This is a genomic window from Acidovorax sp. LjRoot74 (assembly GCF_964254355.1).
GTDB lineage: Bacteria > Pseudomonadota > Gammaproteobacteria > Burkholderiales > Burkholderiaceae_C > Acidovorax.
This window is the reverse complement of record NZ_CAXUTI020000001.1, coordinates 4,079,399-4,096,952: the sequence shown is the minus strand read 5'-3', so window position 1 is coordinate 4,096,952 and position 17,554 is coordinate 4,079,399. Positions and strand designations below refer to the sequence as shown.

17 protein-coding genes are annotated in these 17,554 nt (G+C 65.9%); 3 read left to right on the top strand and 14 right to left on the bottom strand.

Features of this window, described 5'->3' with window-relative positions; genetic code table 11:
- The first annotated feature begins 42 nt into the window (after window positions 1-42).
- Both ACSQ3O_RS19545 and sbmA read left to right on the top strand, forming a co-directional pair.
- Entirely contained in the window at window positions 43-2,589 is a 2,547-nt protein-coding gene (locus tag ACSQ3O_RS19545; protein ID WP_436140147.1) for an ankyrin repeat domain-containing protein, read from the top strand.
- Between the two features lie 381 nt (window positions 2,590-2,970).
- Window positions 2,971-3,960: a peptide antibiotic transporter SbmA gene (gene sbmA, locus ACSQ3O_RS19540; protein ID WP_436140146.1), complete on the top strand. Its 990-nt coding sequence runs from the start codon at window positions 2,971-2,973 to the stop codon at window positions 3,958-3,960.
- Between the two features lie 31 nt (window positions 3,961-3,991).
- Here the strand turns inward: sbmA and ACSQ3O_RS19535 are convergent, their stop codons facing one another.
- From ACSQ3O_RS19535 to cyoA, 7 genes are read right to left on the bottom strand one after another with little or no spacing between them, the layout of a single operon-like run.
- The gene (locus ACSQ3O_RS19535) at window positions 3,992-4,558 is read right to left on the bottom strand and encodes a response regulator transcription factor (protein ID WP_436140145.1); all 567 of its coding nucleotides are present in this window, start codon (window positions 4,556-4,558) and stop codon (window positions 3,992-3,994) included.
- Window positions 4,559-4,561: 3 nt separating this feature from the next.
- Complete coding sequence (locus tag ACSQ3O_RS19530; RefSeq protein ID WP_436140144.1) at window positions 4,562-5,899, bottom strand: ATP-binding protein; 1,338 nt, start codon at window positions 5,897-5,899, stop codon at window positions 4,562-4,564.
- Window positions 5,896-6,714, bottom strand: coding sequence for an SURF1 family protein (locus ACSQ3O_RS19525; protein WP_436140143.1), 819 nt, complete (start codon window positions 6,712-6,714; stop codon window positions 5,896-5,898). The genes ACSQ3O_RS19530 and ACSQ3O_RS19525 overlap by 4 nt, the downstream gene beginning before the upstream one ends.
- Complete coding sequence (gene cyoD / locus ACSQ3O_RS19520; protein WP_436140142.1) at window positions 6,714-7,157, bottom strand: cytochrome o ubiquinol oxidase subunit IV; 444 nt, start codon at window positions 7,155-7,157, stop codon at window positions 6,714-6,716. Before cyoD ends, ACSQ3O_RS19525 begins: the two co-directional genes overlap by 1 nt.
- Before the next feature lie 2 nt (window positions 7,158-7,159).
- The gene (gene cyoC, locus ACSQ3O_RS19515; protein WP_063462836.1) at window positions 7,160-7,804 is read right to left on the bottom strand and encodes a cytochrome o ubiquinol oxidase subunit III; all 645 of its coding nucleotides are present in this window, start codon (window positions 7,802-7,804) and stop codon (window positions 7,160-7,162) included.
- Window positions 7,797-9,806 (bottom strand): cytochrome o ubiquinol oxidase subunit I, encoded by a 2,010-nt coding sequence (gene cyoB / locus ACSQ3O_RS19510; RefSeq protein ID WP_298452425.1) that lies wholly within the window; start codon window positions 9,804-9,806, stop codon window positions 7,797-7,799. The genes cyoC and cyoB overlap by 8 nt, the downstream gene beginning before the upstream one ends.
- Window positions 9,807-9,830: 24 nt before the next feature.
- Window positions 9,831-10,895 (bottom strand): ubiquinol oxidase subunit II, encoded by a 1,065-nt coding sequence (gene cyoA, locus ACSQ3O_RS19505; RefSeq protein WP_436140141.1) that lies wholly within the window; start codon window positions 10,893-10,895, stop codon window positions 9,831-9,833.
- A gap of 242 nt (window positions 10,896-11,137) precedes the next feature.
- Here cyoA and ACSQ3O_RS19500 point away from each other — a divergent pair, with 242 nt between their 5' ends.
- Window positions 11,138-12,478 carry an MFS transporter gene (locus ACSQ3O_RS19500; protein WP_436140140.1) on the top strand — a complete coding sequence of 447 codons (1,341 nt, stop codon included), beginning with the start codon at window positions 11,138-11,140 and terminating at the stop codon, window positions 12,476-12,478.
- 202 nt (window positions 12,479-12,680) lie between these two features.
- On the opposite strand, the gene tolA is transcribed toward ACSQ3O_RS19500, so the two are convergent.
- The 7 genes from tolA to ribH all read right to left on the bottom strand — a co-directional run bounded on the left by tolA (window position 12,681) and on the right by ribH (window position 17,550).
- The gene (gene tolA, locus ACSQ3O_RS19495; protein WP_436140139.1) at window positions 12,681-13,646 is read right to left on the bottom strand and encodes a cell envelope integrity protein TolA; all 966 of its coding nucleotides are present in this window, start codon (window positions 13,644-13,646) and stop codon (window positions 12,681-12,683) included.
- 30 nt (window positions 13,647-13,676) lie between these two features.
- The gene (locus ACSQ3O_RS19490) at window positions 13,677-14,105 is read right to left on the bottom strand and encodes an ExbD/TolR family protein (RefSeq protein ID WP_055398910.1); all 429 of its coding nucleotides are present in this window, start codon (window positions 14,103-14,105) and stop codon (window positions 13,677-13,679) included.
- A 15-nt stretch (window positions 14,106-14,120) separates the two neighbouring features.
- Window positions 14,121-14,834, bottom strand: a complete 714-nt coding sequence (gene tolQ / locus ACSQ3O_RS19485; RefSeq protein ID WP_063462830.1) for a protein TolQ — start codon at window positions 14,832-14,834, stop codon at window positions 14,121-14,123.
- Entirely contained in the window at window positions 14,831-15,250 is a 420-nt protein-coding gene (ybgC, locus tag ACSQ3O_RS19480) for a tol-pal system-associated acyl-CoA thioesterase (RefSeq protein ID WP_436140138.1), read from the bottom strand. The genes tolQ and ybgC overlap by 4 nt, the downstream gene beginning before the upstream one ends.
- 4 nt (window positions 15,251-15,254) lie before the next feature.
- Window positions 15,255-16,439 carry a pyridoxal phosphate-dependent aminotransferase gene (locus ACSQ3O_RS19475; protein WP_436140137.1) on the bottom strand — a complete coding sequence of 395 codons (1,185 nt, stop codon included), beginning with the start codon at window positions 16,437-16,439 and terminating at the stop codon, window positions 15,255-15,257.
- A gap of 110 nt (window positions 16,440-16,549) precedes the next feature.
- Entirely contained in the window at window positions 16,550-17,089 is a 540-nt protein-coding gene (gene nusB / locus ACSQ3O_RS19470; protein WP_436140136.1) for a transcription antitermination factor NusB, read from the bottom strand.
- Window positions 17,086-17,550 (bottom strand): 6,7-dimethyl-8-ribityllumazine synthase, encoded by a 465-nt coding sequence (ribH, locus tag ACSQ3O_RS19465; protein ID WP_137749554.1) that lies wholly within the window; start codon window positions 17,548-17,550, stop codon window positions 17,086-17,088. Before ribH ends, nusB begins: the two co-directional genes overlap by 4 nt.
- Window positions 17,551-17,554: the final 4 nt, after the last annotated feature.

Genomic DNA, 17,554 nt, shown 5'->3' with positions numbered 1-17,554 from the left:
ATGCTCCGGCCACAACAACAATAAAAAGAAAGAGAGGCATGCATGGCATCCATAGTGGGTCGGGCAGGGGCGCTGCTTTTCACGGCCATATTTGCGGTCGGTTTTGGCCTTGGCGGTTACTGGGCGGGCTTGCGGCCTTTGGCCCAGACCCTGCAGGCGGCATGGCAGGTGCGAAGCTGGGTGGCTGTGCCGGCGCAGGTGCTCCAGGCGGACCTGCGGCAGCGGCGGGGCAGTGAAGGGGGCATCACCTACGCGCTGCAGGCACGTTACCGCTATGAATTCGGCGGTGCCCGGTACGAGGGCGTGCAGGTGGGGCTCGACGCGCCTGGCGGGGCCGACAACCTGGGCGACTGGCAGCAGCAGTGGCACCGCCATTTGCAGGAGGCGCAATCGCGCAACCAGACCATCACCGTCTGGGTGGACCCTGCCCAGCCTTCCCGCTCCCTGGTTGACCCACACATTCGCTGGCCGCTGCTGCTGGCCCGGCTACCGTTTGCATTTGTCTTCACCGGGGTGGGGCTGGTGGCAGCCTGGGTCTTTGTGTGGCTGCTGCTGGGGCGCGCTGGGGCGCCCGCGGCCCAGCAGCCGCCAGAGGGCGGCGCCGAGCAGGGGCCGAGCCTGGATGACGGTGCGCGCAGCTCCTTGCACGGCACTGCTGCCAAGGCCTGGTTTTTTGCCTTGTTCTGGTGTGGCATTGCGTTCCCCATGGCGGGCGTGCTTTGGTCCGACCGGGGTGCATCGGGGTGGGCCAAGGCCTTCATGGGGGTGTTTGTGGTGGTGGGGCTGATGCTGCTCTGCTTTGCCGCAGGCCAGGCGCGCAAGGTTTGGCGCTATCGGGGCACGGCGTTCACGGCCCTGCCGCCCCGGCCCCAGGCGGGGCGCTTGGCAGAGGTCACCTTGTGGCTGCCTCCCCGGGCGGCGGCGCAGCAGGATGCCCCGGCCCTGCGCCTGCACCTGGCGCAATACCGGGTGGATGAGTCCAGCTCTGGCTCGCCGGAGCGGCGGGTGGAGGTGGTGGAGGCCAGAACCACGGCGCAGCCCACTCCGCAAGGGGGCGTGCGCTTGGTCGCCCGCTTTGACCTGCCGGAGGACGCGCCCACCCATGGCGCACAGCGGTCTGGGGAGCGCGTGGACTGGCGAGTGGAGCTGCTGCGGCCCGATGGCTCCCTGGAGCTGTCGTACGAACTGCAGGTCCAGGCCGGGCCACCCGGTGGCGGCGCAGAGGGCCCGGACCGGTTTGACGGGCGCGCTGCCTGGGCGCTTGAAGCGCTGATTGCACCGCTGCCGGAGCCCGAAGCCGAGCGCGGGCCGGTGCCGTGGCCACACAGTGTGGTGGTGCAGGAATTGCCGCATGGCTGGGTGCTGCATTTTTACCAACCAGGGTGGCGCTGGGCCGCAGGGGCGGCGCTGGTTCTGCTGGCTGTGGAGTGGGTGGTGAATGGCCGCTGGAGCGGGCAGGGCCTGGTGCTGCCCCGCTCCCTGGGCGGGATGGCGGTGATGGCCGTGCTGCTGGCCTTTGCATTGCACGCCGCCACCCGGCGCTGGACGCTGCGGGTGCAGGACGACGGCGTGGTGGTGCAGCGCAGGTCGTGGCTGTGGTCGTCGGTGCAGTCCGTGCCGGGCGAGGCCAGCCAATCGCTTGTGCACAAGCTGCTGGCGGCAACGGGCAGCGGGGCCCACACGCGCCCCTACCACGCGGTGTACGGGCGCAATGTGCGCGGGGCGCTGGTGCGGCTGACGCCCGGTCTTGCTGGCGCCGATGCGGCCAGCGCAGTGGGGCAAGCCGTGGCGCAGGCCTGGCGGGATCGACGGGGGCGTTTTGCGGTCGGAGGGCAGCGCTCATTAGGGCCAGACCACTCACGCCCGGCGTGGGGTGGGTGGCTGGCTGGTGCCGTGGTGCTGGCGGCCGCATTTTGGGGCCTGCCGGAGAGGCTGCCACCCGGAGGGGCCCGAACCGCTGCAGCACCCGCGCGGGTCTGGTCGCCAGCGGATGCACAGCTGATGGATGCGCAGAACGCGGGCGACGCCACCGCGCTGGAGCAGGCGCTGCGTGCAGGCGCCAACCCCAATCTGCTGGCCGACAACGGGTCGTCCGTGCTCATGCTGGCGGCGCACCGGGGGCAGATGGCGCATGTGGAACTGCTGCTGCAAGCGGGCGCTGCGCCCGACCTGCGTCAGACCCAGAAGGACAGCGAACGGGACGACACCGCGCTGCTGCGGGCGATGTACGGCGGCCACCTGGCCGTGGCGCAGCGGCTGGTGCAGGCCGGGGCCAGCCTGCAGGCCCGCAACCGCTGGGACTGGGGGCCTGTGCACATGGCAGCGCAAAGCGGCTGTGTGGCCTGCCTGCAGTGGCTGGTCGAACAGGGGCAGGCCCTGGACGAGCCCGCGCCCGCGAGCCGGGGCGAAACCCCGGCCATGCTGGCGGCGGCCAAGGGCTGGGTAGAGGTGCTGCAGTGGATGCAGGCGCGTGGCCTGGACCTGGCCCGGCAGGACCAGCACGGCAAGAGCGCGCAGGACTGGGCGCGGTGGCGCGGGCAGGCAGATGCCGAGCGCTGGCTGGCAGAGCACCTGGGGCCCCGGCAGTAGGCTCTCTCGGAGGACGCTCCCAGTGCCTGGGCAGTTTGGGGGCGATGCTTTGCGCCGCACCTGCGCTGGGTTGCGCCGAGTCCCACCGGGTTACACCGGCCACGGGGCGCCTGCGGGTTGCTGAGGGAAGGTCCGGGGGCGGCCACGGGTGTTTGCAGATAGGATTGCTATTATTTTTGAAGCAACATTTGAGACCCATCGCGCGGTAACGGCTGTTTTGGCCCTATTTTTGCTCGGCCACACCGTGCAGAATCTGCTCACCACGCGCGCGCCCCGTGTCGCGGGGCCAACTTGCGGGGCCAGCAGCCGCAGCGGAACGTTCCGGCCCGGCCGCTGTCAGAGCCGGGCGAGTCCTTTCATCACAACAACACCCCGTCCACGATGTTCAAGTCCTTCTTTTTTGCCCGCCGCTGGTGGGCCTGGTCTGTTCTGGGTTCTGCCGTGATCCTGCTGGCCACGGCCTACCGGGTGCAGCTCGATGTGCAGATCAACGAATGGTTTGGCAGCTTCTACGACCTGATCCAGGAGGCGCTGGGCAAGCCCGGCAGCATCACCGCCGATCAGTTCTGGGGCCAGCTTTCCACCTTTGCGCGCATCGCCATGATCTATGTGACGACGGCAGTGCTGGTGGATTTTTTCAGCAAGCATTACATCTTCAGATGGCGGCAGGCGATGAACGAGCACTACATGGCCGCCTGGCCGCGTTTGCGCCATATCGAGGGCGCCGCCCAGCGCGTGCAGGAAGACACCATGCGGTTTGCCCGCACCATGGAAGACCTGGGCCTGAGCTTCATGCGCAGCCTCATGACGCTGGCGGCCTTTTTGCCCGTGCTCTGGGCGCTGTCGGACAAGATCACCGAGCTGCCGCTGATCGGCGCCGTGCCCCACGCGCTGGTGTGGGTGGCACTGGCCTGGTCGCTGGGTGGCACCTTGCTGCTGGCCTGCGTGGGGGTGAAGCTGCCGGGGCTGGAGTTCCACAACCAGCGCGTGGAGGCGGCCTACCGCAAGGAGCTGGTGCTGGGCGAGGACGACCCCGCCCGCGCCGCGCCGCCCACGGCGGCCGAGCTGTTTGCGGCCGTGCGGCGCAACTACTTTCGGCTGTTCTTCCACTACCTGTATTTCGACGTGGTGAAGTGGTCCTACCTGCAGGTGAGCGTGCTGGTGCCGCTGATCGCTCTCGGCCCCACGCTCATTGCGGGTGCCATCACGCTGGGCGTGATGCAGCAGATTGCGCGGGCGTTCGACAAGGTGCTGGAGTCGTTCCAGTTCCTGGTGCTCAACTGGAGCACGGTGGTGGAGCAGATTTCGATCTACAAGCGCCTGCGGGCCTTTGAGCGGCAGATGCTGGAGGCTGCTCCGGCCTCTGCCTGAGTCGGCTGCGGGCGTCGCTTGGAACAGGTGCTTAGCGCACCTGCTTCTTTTCGAGCTTGCGCGTGAGCGTGCGCCGGTGCATGCCCAGGCGTCGGGCGGCTTCAGACAGGTTGAATCCAGTCTCTGCCAGCACCTCGTTGATGCGTTCCCACTCCAGCGTCTTGATGGAGCTGGAGCGGTTGGTCAGCTCCACCTCGGTGTTGCCTTCCTTGAGCCCGAAGGCCGCCTCGATGTCGTCGGTGTTGGAGGGTTTGGCCAGGTAGTGGCAGGCGCCCAGCTTAACGGCCTCCACCGCCGTGGCGATGCTGGCAAACCCCGTGAGCACCACGATGAGCATGTCGGCATCGGCCGCATGCAGGCGCTGCACGCAGGCCAGGCCCGAGGCATCGCCCTTGAGTTTCAGGTCCACCACGGCATAGCCCGGCGTGTGGTCGGCCAGCAGGGCTTCCACCTCGGGCAGGCTGGCGGCCTGCAGCACGCGGTAGCCGCGCCGCTCGAACGAGCGCGTGAGCGTGCGCGCAAAGGCCTCGTCGTCTTCCACGATCAGCAGCAGGCGCTGTCCGTCGTCGTCATCGTGTGCGTTGTCTTCGGTGTGCATGGCTCAGGTCTTGGTGCCGGGCAGGGCGATGGCGGCCAGGGGCAGCTCGATGGTCACTTGCGCCCCGCCCTCGGGCAGGTTGCGTGCCGCCACGCTGCCACCCAGGGTGCGGGCCACATTGAGCACCAGGTACAGACCCAGCCCGTGGCCGGGGCGGTTCTTGGTGGACTGGTAGGGGGTTCCTAGTTTGGACAGCATGTCGGGGGCAAAACCGGGGCCCCGGTCTGTCACGGTGATGTTCAGAACATCGGCATTGCGCGTGACGGCCAAGCGCACCCAGTCGGGCGAGGCGTCACGGGCATTGTCCAGCACGTTGAAAACCATCTGCTGCAGTGTGGTGTCCGACACCATGGGCGTGTCGGTGCCGAACTGGTTGTCGTATTCGAACGTGGGCATCGACCGCGTGCCGCGCCATTCGCTGGCCAGGGCATCGACAAAGGTGCACACGGTGGTCTGCACCGACTCCTCGCCACGTGCCTCGCCCGCCGACAGCAGGATGCCGCTCACGATGCTTTTGCAGCGCTGCACCTGGGCCTGCATCTCGCGGATGTCTTCTTGCAGCGGTGTGTTGTCTGCCAGGCGCTTGTCGTGCTGCCAGTCGCCCAGGATCACGGCCAGGGTGGACAGCGGCGTGCCCAGCTCGTGCGCTGCGCCCGAGGCCAGCAGCCCCATCCGCACGATGTGTTCTTCTTCCACCCGGCGGCGGCGTGCGGCGGCCAGGCGCGCGTCGCGCTCGCGCAGGTTCAGGTTGATGCGGGTGATGAACACCACCACCAGCGTGGCGTTGAGCACAAAACACACCAGCAGGCCCAGCACATACAAGCTGGAGAGCCCCTGGTGCAGGTCCTGCGGCAGCTCCAGCGGCAGGTGGTGTGTGGCCAGCACGCCAAAGCACAGCAGCGTGATGACGACGATGGACCAGATGTAGGCCCCGCGCAGCAGCACGGCGCCGATCGTGATCTGCAGCAGGTACAGGAATACAAAGGGGTTGGTGGTGCCGCCGCTCAAATACAGCTGCACGGTGAGCACGGCCACGTCGATCAGCAGGGCCAGGAACAGCTCGATGGTGCGCACCATGACCCCTGTGCGCAGCCGCAGCAGGCTCACCACGTTGAACACGGCCAGGCAGCCCACCACCAGCAGCATCTCGCGCAGCGGCAAGCTCAGGTTCAGGCTGTAGTGCGCCATCTCGATGGTGAACACCTGGCCCACCACGGCGATCCAGCGCAGCTCGATCAGCTGCTGCAGGTTCTTGATGCCGGCCGCCGCATCGGCCGCACGCGGGCTGCGCTGCTGCTGTTGAGGCGTGGCGGTGGCTTCTGCGCGCGGGGTGGGGGTCATGGATGGGGGCTGGCGGGCGGTTGGGCGCTGCGCGCATCGCGCAGGCGGCGCTCGTAGCGTGCCACATACCAGCCTGCACCCGCAACCATGAGGGCCAGGCCATACCAGGTCAGTGCGTAGACCAGGTGGCTGTTGGAGAAGCGGACCACCGTCATGCCCGCGCGTGGCCAGCGGGTAGCGGTGGCCGAGGTAGCTGAGCTACCCAGGGCCGGTGGCAAACCTGCATCGATGAAGAAAGGGGCGGCCTGGGGCAGCTCCAGCGCACGGCCCATGGCAGCGATGTCGCGCGAGTACCAGCGCTGCTCCGCTGGCGCATTGGTGCGCAGGAATCCGCCGTCCGGCTCGCTCATGCGCAGCAGGCCTTGCACCGTTGCGGTGGTGGGGGCCGGGGCGGGCAGGGGCGTGGCCAGCCACTGGGCGCGCTGCTCCTGCGGCACAAAACCCCGGTTCACCAGCACCTGGGAGCCATCGGCCAGCTGCAGGGGCGTCATCACCCAGAAACCCGAGCCCAGCTCGGTCAGCGCCTGGGCGAGCACGGTTTTTTCGGCCAGCCACTGGCCTTGCACGGTGACGGGCAGATATTCGTGGCTGGCGGCGCTGACCTGGGGCCACTCCGGGCGCGGGGGCAGGGCCACGGGGGCTGCGTGCACGCGCTGCTCCACGCGCTCGATCAGCGCGAGCTTCCAGGCGCGGCGCTGTACCTGCCAAGTGCCCAGCGCGATCAAGCCCAAAAACAAGGCGATGCCCACTACCGCGAGCACCGCCTGACGGAGCCGCCGGGCCTGGGAGCCCTGGGCTGTGGGGTGGGACGGCATCAGGGCGTCGAGTGGCCCGGCGCCTCGTGCGTCGGTGGTGTGGGGGTGGGGTGCGCGGGCATCATGTTCGCGTTCATGTGGAACATCACCCACAGCGTGCCCGCGATGGCGATGGCCACGAACACCACGGTGAAGATGGTGGACAGCATGGTCCAGCCGCCTTCCACCTTGCCGTTCATGTGCAGGAAATACACCATGTGCACCAGGATCTGCACCACGGCAAAGGCCCCCAGCACCAGCACGGCGGTGTTGCGGTCGGCAATCACCTTGGCCATGACCAGCCAGAACGGGATGGCCGTGAGGATGACCGACAGCACGAAGCCGATCGTGTAGTCGCGCAGGCTGCTGTGCGGCCCCACATCGCCATGGTGGTCGCCGTGGTGGTCATCGTGGCCGCCATGGCTGTGTGCATCGTGTGCGTGTGTTGTGTGTTGTGCGCTCATAGTTACAGCACCCCCATCAGATACACAAAGGTGAAGACGCCGATCCAGACCACGTCCAGAAAGTGCCAGAACATCGACAGGCACATCAGGCGGCGTTTGTTCTCGTGGATCAGGCCGTGTTTGCCGATCTGCACCATCAGCACCACCAGCCAGATGAGGCCGAAGGTCACGTGCAGGCCGTGCGTGCCCACCAGCGTGAAGAAGGCCGACAGGAAGGCGCTGCGCTGGGGCGTGGCGCCCTGGTGGATCAGGTGGGCAAATTCATAGAGTTCGAGGCCCAGGAAGCACAGGCCGAAGAAGCCCGTCACAGCCAGCCACACCAGCGTGCCCTTCACGTCGTTCTGCTGCTTGCGCAGCATGGCAAAGCCGAAGGTGATGGACGACAGCAGCAGGAAGGCCGTGTTGATGGCCACCAGCGTCAGGTCGAACAGCTGCGCGCCCGTGGGGCCCGCCGCATAGCTGCGGCCCAGCACGCCATAGGTTGCAAACAGGGCGGCGAAGATGAGGCAGTCGCTCATCAGGTACAGCCAGAAGCCCAGGGCCGTGCCGTTCTCGGGGTGCGGCTCGTGCGCGGGGTGGTATTGGCGCAGCGGCAGGGCTGCGCTTGCGGCGCCTGCCGCGCCAGGGGTGTAACGGATATCAGACATGGCTGGCACGCAGTTGTAGGGTGCGGAGGTTTTCCGTCTCTGTCACTTCAGAGGCGGGAATGTAGAAGTCGCGCTTGTAGTTGAAGGTGTGGATGATGGCCGCCAGGATCACGCCAGCGAACGACACACCGGCCAGCAGCCACATGTGCCAGATCAGCGCAAAGCCCAGCACCAGCGACAGCGCCGAGATCACCGCACCCGAGCCGGTGTTGGCGGGCATGTGGATGGGCGCATAGCCACTCAAAGGACGCTGGTAGCCATGTTTCTTCATGTCCCACCAGGCATCGATCTCATGCACCACGGGGGTGAAGGCGAAGTTGTAGTTGGGCGGGGGCGAAGACGTGGCCCATTCCAGCGTGCGCGCGTCCCAGGGGTCGCCCGTGTGGTCGCGCAGCTGGTCGCGCTTGAGGTAGCTCACCACGATCTGGATCAGGAAGCAGGCAATGCCTGCCGCAATCATCGCGGCGCCGATGGCGGCGATCACGAACCAGATCTGCAGCGACGGGTCTTCAAAGTGGTTGGCACGGCGCGTGACGCCCATCAGGCCCAGCACATACAGCGGGCCAAACGCCACCCAGAAGCCCACCACCCACAGCCAGAAGGAGCGCAGGCCCCAGGTGCGGTCGAGCTTGTAGCCAAAGGCCTTGGGATACCAGTAGTTGATGCCGGCAAACAGGCCGAACAGCACGCCGCCAATGATCACGTTGTGGAAGTGGGCGATCAGGAACAGGCTGTTGTGCAGCACGAAGTCGGCCGGGGGCACGGCCAGCAGCACGCCGGTCATGCCGCCGATGGCGAACGTCACCATGAAGGCCACGGTCCACATCATGGGCAGCTCGAAGCGGATGCGGCCCTTGTACATGGTGAACAGCCAGTTGAAGATCTTCGCGCCTGTGGGGATCGAGATGATCATCGTGGTGATGCCGAAGAAGGTGTTCACGCTGGCGCCGGAGCCCATGGTGAAGAAGTGGTGCAGCCACACCAGGTACGACAGGATGGTGATCACCACCGTGGCGTAGACCATGGAGGTGTAGCCGAACAGGCGCTTGCGGCAGAACGTGGCCACCACTTCGGAGAAGATGCCGAAGCAAGGCAGGATCAGGATGTAGACCTCGGGGTGGCCCCAGATCCAGATCAGGTTCACGTACAGCATGGGGTTGCCGCCCAGGTCGTTCGTGAAGAAGTTGGTGCCAGCGTAGCGGTCCAGCGACATCAGCACCAGGGCTGCGGTGAGCACGGGGAAGGACGCCACGATTAGAGCGTTGGTGCACAGGGCCGTCCAGGTGAAGACGGGCATGCGCATCAGGTTCATGCCGGGCGCACGCATCTTGATGATGGTGACGATCAGGTTGATGCCCGAGAGCGTGGTGCCCACCCCGGCAATCTGCAGTGCCCAGATGTAGTAGTCCAGCCCCACCCCCGGGTTCTGCGCCCCCAGGTTCGAGAGCGCCAGCCAGCCCGCAGTGGAGAACTCGCCCAGGAACAGCGACACCATCACCAGCACGGCGCCCGCCGTGGTCATCCAGAAGCTGAAGTTGTTCAGGAACGGGAACGACACGTCGCGCGCACCAATCTGCAGTGGCACGAGGTAGTTCATCAGGCCCGTGACCAGCGGCATCGCCACGAAGAAGATCATGATCACGCCGTGGGCGGTGAAGATCTGGTCATAGTGGTGCGGCGGCAGGTAGCCCATGTTGTCGCCAAAGGCCATGGCCTGTTGCAGGCGCATCATCACGGCGTCGGCAAAGCCGCGCAGCAGCATCACCAGGCCCAGGATCATGTACATGATGCCGATGCGCTTGTGGTCAATGCTGCAGATCCAGTCGCGCCACAGCGGGCCCCAGAGCCGGAATTTGGTGATGGCGGCCATGACGGCCAGGCCACCCAGCAGGGTGGCGATGAAGGTCCACAGCACGATGGGCTCATGCGCCATCGGTATGGAGTCCCAGGTGATTCGGCCCAGGGCCCAATGCGGTTCGGTTACAACGGGTGAGGTGGACATGTTCGTCAGTCTCTTATGCGCGGATCATTGGCGGGAGAGGGTGCGGTCGTAGACCGTGGCGTGGCGCGCTTCGAGGGCGGCCACCACCTGGGCGGCGTTGTCCACGGTGCACACGTCCTGGGGCAGGTTCAGGCCCTGGGCCTTCATGAAGGCCTCGCCACCGCGCTCGTCGATGGACATCATGTGGTGCATGCACATCTTGCCGTCTTCGACGCAGCGGTTGAGCACCTTGTCGTACAGGCCGTCTTCCACGCTGGCAAAGCGCTGCACGGGGTCGCGCTCGCTGGGCTTGACCAGATCCATGTAGACCTGGCGCGTGAGGGGCTTGCCTTCGGACTTGTTCTTGGCAACCCACTGGTCGAAGTCACCCTGGCTCAGGCCATGGAACTTGAAAGTCATGCCCGAGAAGCCCGAGCCGCTGTAGTGCGAGGACATGCCCTTGTACACGCCGGGTTGGTTGATCACGGCGTTCAGCTCGGTCTGCATGCCGGGCATGGCGTAGATCATGCCGGCCAGGTCGGGCACGTAGAACGCGTTCATCGTGGACGTGGCGGTGAGCTTGAACAAAATGGGGCGGTCCACTGGCGCGGCCAGCTCGTTCACCGTGGCAATGCCCAGTTCGGGGTAGAAGAACAGCCACTTCCAGTCCATGGCCACCACCTGCACTTCCAGGGGGGTGGATTGCGCATCCAGCGGCTTGGTGGCCGAGATGCGGTCCAGCGGGCGGTAGGGGTCGAGCTTGTGGGTGCCGATCCAGGTCAGCGCGCCCAGGGCAATGATGATCAAGAGGGGTACCGTCCAGATCACCAGCTCCAGCGAGGTCGAGTGGTGCCAGTCAGGGTCGTAGTCGTCTTCGGTGTTGGCGGCGTTGTTCTGGCGGTACTTCCAGGCAAACCACAGGGTCAGGGCGATCACCGGCACGATGATGATCAGCATCAGCAGCGTGGCCTGGATGACCATGTGGCCTTGCTGCGCAGCGATGTCGCCAGCGGGGTTGAGGACGACCGCCTTGCTGCAGCCTGCCAGGCTGCCGAGGGCAGCCATGGCGGCCAGCCAGGCGGGTATGCGGGGGAGTGAGAGTTTGGGCATGTGGAAGCGCAATCGGGGCGTTTAATTACGGGTAAACGCGGATAACGGAGTGCCGCCGAATGTAATAGCCCTAGCGAATTTGTACATTGGACATTTTGTCCAAGGTCAACGAGGCTTGCCCCGTTTTGGTGCATGGAGGTGCGTTGCCCTGCAGTCAGATCAGTGAAACCGCACTTGTGGGCGGTTCGACTTGCGTGTAGAACGGTGTTGTCTTATTCACACAACGACAAGGAGCCTTGTTCATGAGCAGCCCCGCCTCTGCCACTTACCCTGCGGCCGGTTTTGAAGAAAGCCCCGCCTCTCTCTCGCGGGCTGATACGCATGAAGACGTCACCCCCAGCGAAATCGCTGTGGGCGTGATCATCGGACGCTCGTCCGAGTATTTCGACTTCTTCGTTTTCGGGATCGCCTGCGTTCTCGTCTTCCCATCCTTCCTGTTTCCCTTCCTGTCGCGCCTGGACGGCACGCTGATGGGCTTTGCGCTGCTGGCGGTCGCTTTTGTCGTGCGCCCGGTGGGTACGGCCATCTCCATGGCCATCCAGCGGCGCTGGGGCCGGGGCACCAAGCTGACCGTTGCACTCTTCCTGCTGGGCGTGTGCACGGTGGGCATGGCGTTTTTGCCCGGTTACAAGGATGTGGGCCTGACGGCCGTGATGGCGCTGCTGATCCTGCGCGTTGGCCAGGGGCTGGCGCTGGGCGGATCGTGGGACGGCCTGCCATCGCTGCTGGCCATGTCGGCCCCCAAGGAGCGTCGGGGCTGGTACGCCATGATCGGCCAGTTGGGCGCACCGCTGGGCTTTGTGCTGGCGGCGGGCCTGTTTGCCTACCTGTACAGCAGCCTCTCCGTGCAGGAGTTCCTGGCCTGGGGCTGGCGCTATCCCTTCTTTGTGGCCTTTGCCGTGAACGTGGTGGCCCTGTTTGCGCGCCTGCGCCTGGTGGTGGGGCAGTCGTACTCTGAGCTGCTCAAGGACCGGGAACTGCAACCCGTGCCCGTGAGCCGCGTGGTGCGCGACGAAGGCAGCAACGTGCTGCTGGGCGCGTTTGCGGCGCTGGCCAGCTTTGCGCTGTTCCACCTGGTCACCGTGTTCCCGCTGTCGTGGATCACGCTGTATTCCGAGCAACCCGTCACCCAGATCCTGGGCGTGCAGATCGTGGGCGCCTTCCTGGCCGCTGGCGCGATCATGGTGTCCGGCTGGCTGTCGGACCACCTGGGCCGCCGCAAGCTGCTGGGCGGCATGGCGGTGCTGATTGGTGTGTTCAGCTTCATGGCTCCCGTGCTGCTCAACTCCGGCGAGGTGGGCAGCACCATGTTCCTGCTGCTGGGCTTTGTGCTGCTGGGCCTGTCGTATGGGCAGGCCTCGGGCACCGTGACGGCCAATTTCTCGCCCCAGTACCGCTACACCGGCGCCGCCCTGTCGGCCGACCTGGCCTGGATCATCGGCGCGGCGTTTGCCCCCCTGGTGGCCCTGTACCTGTCGGCCCAGTTTGGACTGCTGGCGGTGACGGTGTACCTGCTGTCGGGCGTGGCCTGCACGCTGGGCGCGCTGAACCTGAACCGCCGCATGGAGCGGCGGGATCGGTAACTGCCTGATTGAGGGCGCCCAGGTGATTTGCTACTGTATTGATAGCTGCCTGGGCATGGCTAGCAGGCGGTAGAGGCCAAAAAAGCATAGAAAAAACGCCCGGTAGATGCCGGGCGTTTTTGTTTTTTGGGCAGGTCAGAGCGCTGTGCCGGGCTTCGCCAGAACCGCCGTCTGAACAGCCGGGATGGAGTGCGATCCCGTGTCAGTCCTGGGGCCTGAAGCCAATGGTCAGCGAAGACGGCACCCGCCCGTCCACATCGCGCGGCAGGGTCTCTGTCTTGTCCAGCGCACGCAGCACGGCATCGTCCCAGGCCTTGTTGCCGCTGGGCTGCACCAGGCGTTTGCCCACGATGGTGCCGTCGGGCGACAGGCGCACCTCGACCTCGGCACGCGGGTTGCCCGAGATCGCGTCGGGGTACACGATGTTGGGCTTGACCTTGGCTGCCACCTTGCCGCCGTAGCTGCCTGACGGGCCGGCGCTGCGCTGTGCGGTGCCGGTGGCGTTCTCGCCCCCCGTGGCCCCCGCCATGCCCTGGATGCGGCGCATGTTGGCCTCGCGCTGTTCGGCCAGTTGCTTGGCCTCGGCGTCTGCCTTGCGCTTGGCGGCCTCATCGGCCTTGCGTTTGTCTTCAGCCAGCTTCTTCTGCTTGTCCTGCTCGGCCTTCTTCTGCTCGGCCAGTTGCTTTTCGCGCTGTTCCTTGTCTTTTTCCTTTTGCAGGCGCTCTTTTTTCTCCTGCTCCAGGCGGTCGCGGCGTTCTTCTTCCTTGCGTTCGCGCTCCCGCTTCTCGCGCAGTTCCTGCTGCTCGCGGGCTTTCTTTTCCTGCTCCAGGCGCTTTTTCTCGCGCTCGATGGCGATGTCGGCCTCACGGGTGTCCGGCGGATCGGCGGCCCGCACGGGCGGGGGCGGCGGGGCAGGCGGGGTGACCTGCTGCACCGGCGGCGGTGGTGGAGGCGGTGGCGGCTCCACGGCGCGCGGCGCTGCTTGCGTGGGCACGGCAGCCCACAGCTCAGCCTCTACGGCGGGCTGGTCGGCCGTGTTCTTCCAGTTCACGCCCCAGGTGAGTGCGCCAATCAGCACCGCATGCACCAGCACCGCCAGCGTGATGGCGCGCAGGCGAGCCGGGGGGCGGGGCGGGGCAAACTGGTCGCGGTCGGTGTGGGCTTGCATGGGCGTGAGAGCGGCGCGGGGGAATTCGGTTCAACCGCCTTGTTTGACGGAGAGGCCCACACGCTGCACGCCCGCCTTTTGCAAGGCATCCATGGCTTTCACCACGTTTTCGTATTGCACGCCCTTGTCCGCGCTGATGACCACCGCGCTCGCGCTGTCGGCGCCTTGGGCCTTTTGCCAGCGGCTCGCGGCATCGCCGATCTCGCGCTGGTTCAGGCTGCGGGTGGCTTCAGGCGTCTTGAACTGCAGCGTGCCGTCTTTGTTGACGATGACCTGGGCCACCACCTTGGGCATGTTCTTGCCCTTGCCGACGCTGGGCACATCGACCACGCCGGGGGTGAGCATGGGCGCCGTCACCATGAAGATGATGAGCAGCACCAGCATGACGTCGATGAACGGGACCATGTTGATCTCGTTGATGGTGCGGCGGCCTCGGCCGCGGGATGCCATGGCGGGCATGGGGCGCCTCCCGGATCAGTGGCCCGAGGCCGTGTGGCCCGAGGACGCGGGCTGCGCGCCCAGATTGCGCTGCAGGATGTTGGAGAACTCCTCGATGAAGGTCTCCTGGTGCGTGGCCACGCGGTCGATGTCGCGTGCAAAGCGGTTGTAGGCGATCACGGCCGGGATGGCGGCAAACAGGCCAATCGCCGTGGCCACCAGGGCTTCGGCAATGCCGGGTGCCACGGTGGCCAGCGTGACCTGTTCCATGCCTGCAAAGCCGGTGAATGCGTGCATGATGCCCCACACCGTGCCGAAGAGACCCACATACGGAGATACCGAGCCGACCGAGGCCAGGAAGGACAGGCTGGACTCCACCACATCCATCTCGCGCTGGAAGCTCGCGCGCATCGCACGGCGGGCACCATCGAGCAGCGTGCCGGGGTCCACGATGCGGCGCTCGCGCAGCTTCTGGTATTCGCGCATGCCGCTGGCAAAAATGCGTTCCATGGGGCCCGCCTGCTTGGCATTTTGCGCGGCAGCGGCGTACAGGTCATTGAGGCTGGTGCCCGACCAGAACTCCCGCTCGAAATCCTCGTTCAGTGTCTTCACGCGCTTCAAGGCAAACAGCTTGCGGAAGATGGCCGCCCAGCTCGCCACCGACACGCCCAGCAGCAGCAGCATCACGAGTTGCACCACCCAGCTGGCGTGCAGCACCAGGGAGATGATGGACATGTTTTGGGAATTCATGGTGTGAGTTGTTCCAGAAGGGTGCTCGGGATTCTTGCGGGGCGCATCGTGGCGGCATCGACCCATCCGATGCGGATGGTGCCTTCTGTCAGCAAAGTGGGGGACTGGTCGGTCATCTGCTCTGGTTTCAGGAGCGCCTGCTGCACTATTGTCAGCGATGCCCGGCCTGCGTCCTGCAGGGCGGCAGTAACAATCAGTTCATCGTCCAGCCGCGCGGGGCGGTGGTAGCGCAGCTGCGCGTCGGTTACGACAAACATGCCGCCGGTTTGTTCCCGAAGACGCTGCTGACCCACACCCAGCGAGCGCAGCCACTCGGTGCGCGCGCGCTCGAAGAACTTGAGGTAGTTGGCATAGAACACGATGCCACCGGCATCGGTGTCTTCCCAGTAGATACGGATCGGGAACTCGAACGCCATTGATTCAGCCGAGCAGCGTGCGCAGCCGCGCCACAGACTCTTCCAGCTGCGCCATCGAGTTGGCGGTGGAGAATCGGATGAAGCGCTCCGGCTCGGCCGTGCCAAAGTCGCGCCCCGGCGTGACGGCGATGTGCGCGCGGCGCATCAGCTCAAACGCAAAGTCCCAGCTGCCGGTGACACCCAGGCGCTGCGCGGCCTGCGTGCAGTCGGCCCAGGCATAGAAGGCGCCATCGGGCATCACGGGCACATTCAGGCCCAGTGATTGCAGCGCGGGGATGAAGAAGTCGCGCCGCGCCTTGAACTCGGCGCGGCGGCGTTCGTATTCGGCAATGCTCTCGGCTTCAAAGCAGGCCAGCGCCGCATGCTGTGACACGGTGCTGGCGCAGATGAACAGGTTCTGCGCCAGGCGTTCGACCACCGGCACCATGGCCTCAGGCACCACCATCCAGCCCAGGCGCCAGCCTGTCATGTTGAAGTATTTGCTGAAGCTGTTGATGCTGATGATGTTGTCGTCGATTGCCAGAGCCGTGTGGCCAAACTCTTCCTCGTACGACAGGCCCAGGTAGATCTCGTCGATCATCGTGACGCCGTCGTGTTCGCGCACCACCCCGTGGATGCGGCGCAGCTCATCGGGCGCAATCGACGTACCTGTGGGGTTGGAGGGCGAGGCCAGAAGCACACCGCGCGTTTTGTCATTCCACGCTGCACGCACCTTGTCTGCGCTCAACTGGTAACGCTCGGCCGCCGTGGTGGGCAGCAGCACGGCCTTGCCTTCTGCAGCGCTCACGAAGTGGCGGTTGCAGGGGTAGCTGGGGTCGGGCATCAGGATCTCGTCGCCCGACTCGATGAGTGCCAGGCAGGCCAGCTGCAGCGCTGCTGAGGCACCCGCTGTGACCACGATGCGGCGCGCAGGCACATCGACGCCAAAGCGGCTCTGGTACCAGCCGCTGATGCGCTCGCGCAGGGCATCCAGCCCCAGCGCGTTGGTGTACTGCGTGGCGCCGTGGTGCACGGCGCGGGCGGCGGCCTCTTGCACCAGGGGCGGGGCGGTGAAGTCGGGCTCGCCGATGTTCAAGAAGATCATCGGCTCGCGCGAGCCCGCCACTTCGCGGGCCAGGGCCTGCGCGGCCTTGGCGACCTCCATCACATAAAACGGTTCAATGCGCTCGGCGCGCGTGGAAAACTTCATGGAATGGCATCCTGCCCAGACCGAGCCTTGCGGGCCTTTCGGGCGTGGGGGGCTAAGGGGGAAAAAACGAAGCCGCCCCGGTTCAAAAGGCAGGGCGGCGGCGGGCTGGGTCAGGCGGCGCCTGTGCCTGCGGCCTTGTCGGCAGCCACTTCCACTGCGCGCAGCTTGGGGGCCAGGCCGTTGAGCACGGCGTTCACGTATTTGTGGCCGTCCGTGCCGCCGAACTCCTTGGCGAGTTCGATGCACTCGTTCAGCACCACGCGCCAGGGCACATCCAGGCAGTTCTGGAACTCGTACACGCCGATCCACATGGTGGCGTGCTCGATGGGCGAGATCTCGGCCATCTTGCGGTCCAGCAGCGGGGTAATGAGTGCGTCCATCTCGGCCGCGTTGGCGATGCAGCCGTGCAGCAGCGCGTCGTAGTGCACCGAGTCCGCCTTGTGAAAGCCCGCCAGGTCGCGCGTGAAAGCGTCGATGGCATGGGCGTCGTTGCCGCCCACCAGGTGCTGGTACAGCGCCTGCAGCGCGAACTCGCGCGCGCGGCTGCGGTTGGACTTGGAGGCTGCCTTGCGTGTGCCGGTGCTCTTGAGGCCGGTGCGGCTCTGCTTGGGCGGGCGTGCCGACGATGGCGTGGGGGTGTTTTCGCTCATGACAGTTCGTCCAGCAGGTTGGCCATTTCCACCGCCACGCGGGCCGCGTCGGTACCCTTTTCGGTCTGGCGGGCGATGGCCTGTTCCATGTTCTCGGTGGTGATGATGGCGTTGGCAATCGGGATCTGGTAGTCCAGCGACAGGCGCGTGACGCCCGCGCCGGATTCGTTGGCCACCAGCTCGAAGTGGTAGGTCTCGCCTCGGATGATGCAGCCCAGCGCAATCAGCGCGTCGTATTCATCGCTTTCGGCCATGGCCTGCAGGGCCACGGGCACTTCGAGCGCGCCGGGCACCAGCACATGCTTGATGTGCTTTTCTTGCACGCCCAGGGCCAGCAGCTCTGCGCGGCAGGCGGCAGCCAGGGTGTTGGTGATGCTTTCGTTGAAACGGGCCTGCACGATGCCGATGTGCAGCTTCTTGCCGTCCAGTTTGTCTGCGGTGCCTTTTTCTGCGCCAAACATGTTC

Coding starts and splice junctions, on each gene's coding strand:
- ACSQ3O_RS19475 (WP_436140137.1), bottom strand. CDS start 16,439: ATGAAGTTTTCCACGCGCGCCGAGCGCATTGAACCGTTTTATGTGATG.
- tolA (WP_436140139.1), bottom strand. CDS start 13,646: ATGCAAGCCCACACCGACCGCGACCAGTTTGCCCCGCCCCGCCCCCCG.
- ACSQ3O_RS19535 (WP_436140145.1), bottom strand. CDS start 4,558: ATGCACACCGAAGACAACGCACACGATGACGACGACGGACAGCGCCTG.
- cyoA (WP_436140141.1), bottom strand. CDS start 10,895: ATGCCCAAACTCTCACTCCCCCGCATACCCGCCTGGCTGGCCGCCATG.
- cyoB (WP_298452425.1), bottom strand. CDS start 9,806: ATGTCCACCTCACCCGTTGTAACCGAACCGCATTGGGCCCTGGGCCGA.
- ACSQ3O_RS19490 (WP_055398910.1), bottom strand. CDS start 14,105: ATGCCCGCCATGGCATCCCGCGGCCGAGGCCGCCGCACCATCAACGAG.
- ybgC (WP_436140138.1), bottom strand. CDS start 15,250: ATGGCGTTCGAGTTCCCGATCCGTATCTACTGGGAAGACACCGATGCC.
- tolQ (WP_063462830.1), bottom strand. CDS start 14,834: ATGAATTCCCAAAACATGTCCATCATCTCCCTGGTGCTGCACGCCAGC.
- cyoD (WP_436140142.1), bottom strand. CDS start 7,157: ATGAGCGCACAACACACAACACACGCACACGATGCACACAGCCATGGC.
- ACSQ3O_RS19545 (WP_436140147.1), top strand. CDS start 43: ATGGCATCCATAGTGGGTCGGGCAGGGGCGCTGCTTTTCACGGCCATA.
- ACSQ3O_RS19530 (WP_436140144.1), bottom strand. CDS start 5,899: ATGACCCCCACCCCGCGCGCAGAAGCCACCGCCACGCCTCAACAGCAG.
- ACSQ3O_RS19500 (WP_436140140.1), top strand. CDS start 11,138: ATGAGCAGCCCCGCCTCTGCCACTTACCCTGCGGCCGGTTTTGAAGAA.
- ribH (WP_137749554.1), bottom strand. CDS start 17,550: ATGTTTGGCGCAGAAAAAGGCACCGCAGACAAACTGGACGGCAAGAAG.
- cyoC (WP_063462836.1), bottom strand. CDS start 7,804: ATGTCTGATATCCGTTACACCCCTGGCGCGGCAGGCGCCGCAAGCGCA.
- nusB (WP_436140136.1), bottom strand. CDS start 17,089: ATGAGCGAAAACACCCCCACGCCATCGTCGGCACGCCCGCCCAAGCAG.
- sbmA (WP_436140146.1), top strand. CDS start 2,971: ATGTTCAAGTCCTTCTTTTTTGCCCGCCGCTGGTGGGCCTGGTCTGTT.
- ACSQ3O_RS19525 (WP_436140143.1), bottom strand. CDS start 6,714: ATGCCGTCCCACCCCACAGCCCAGGGCTCCCAGGCCCGGCGGCTCCGT.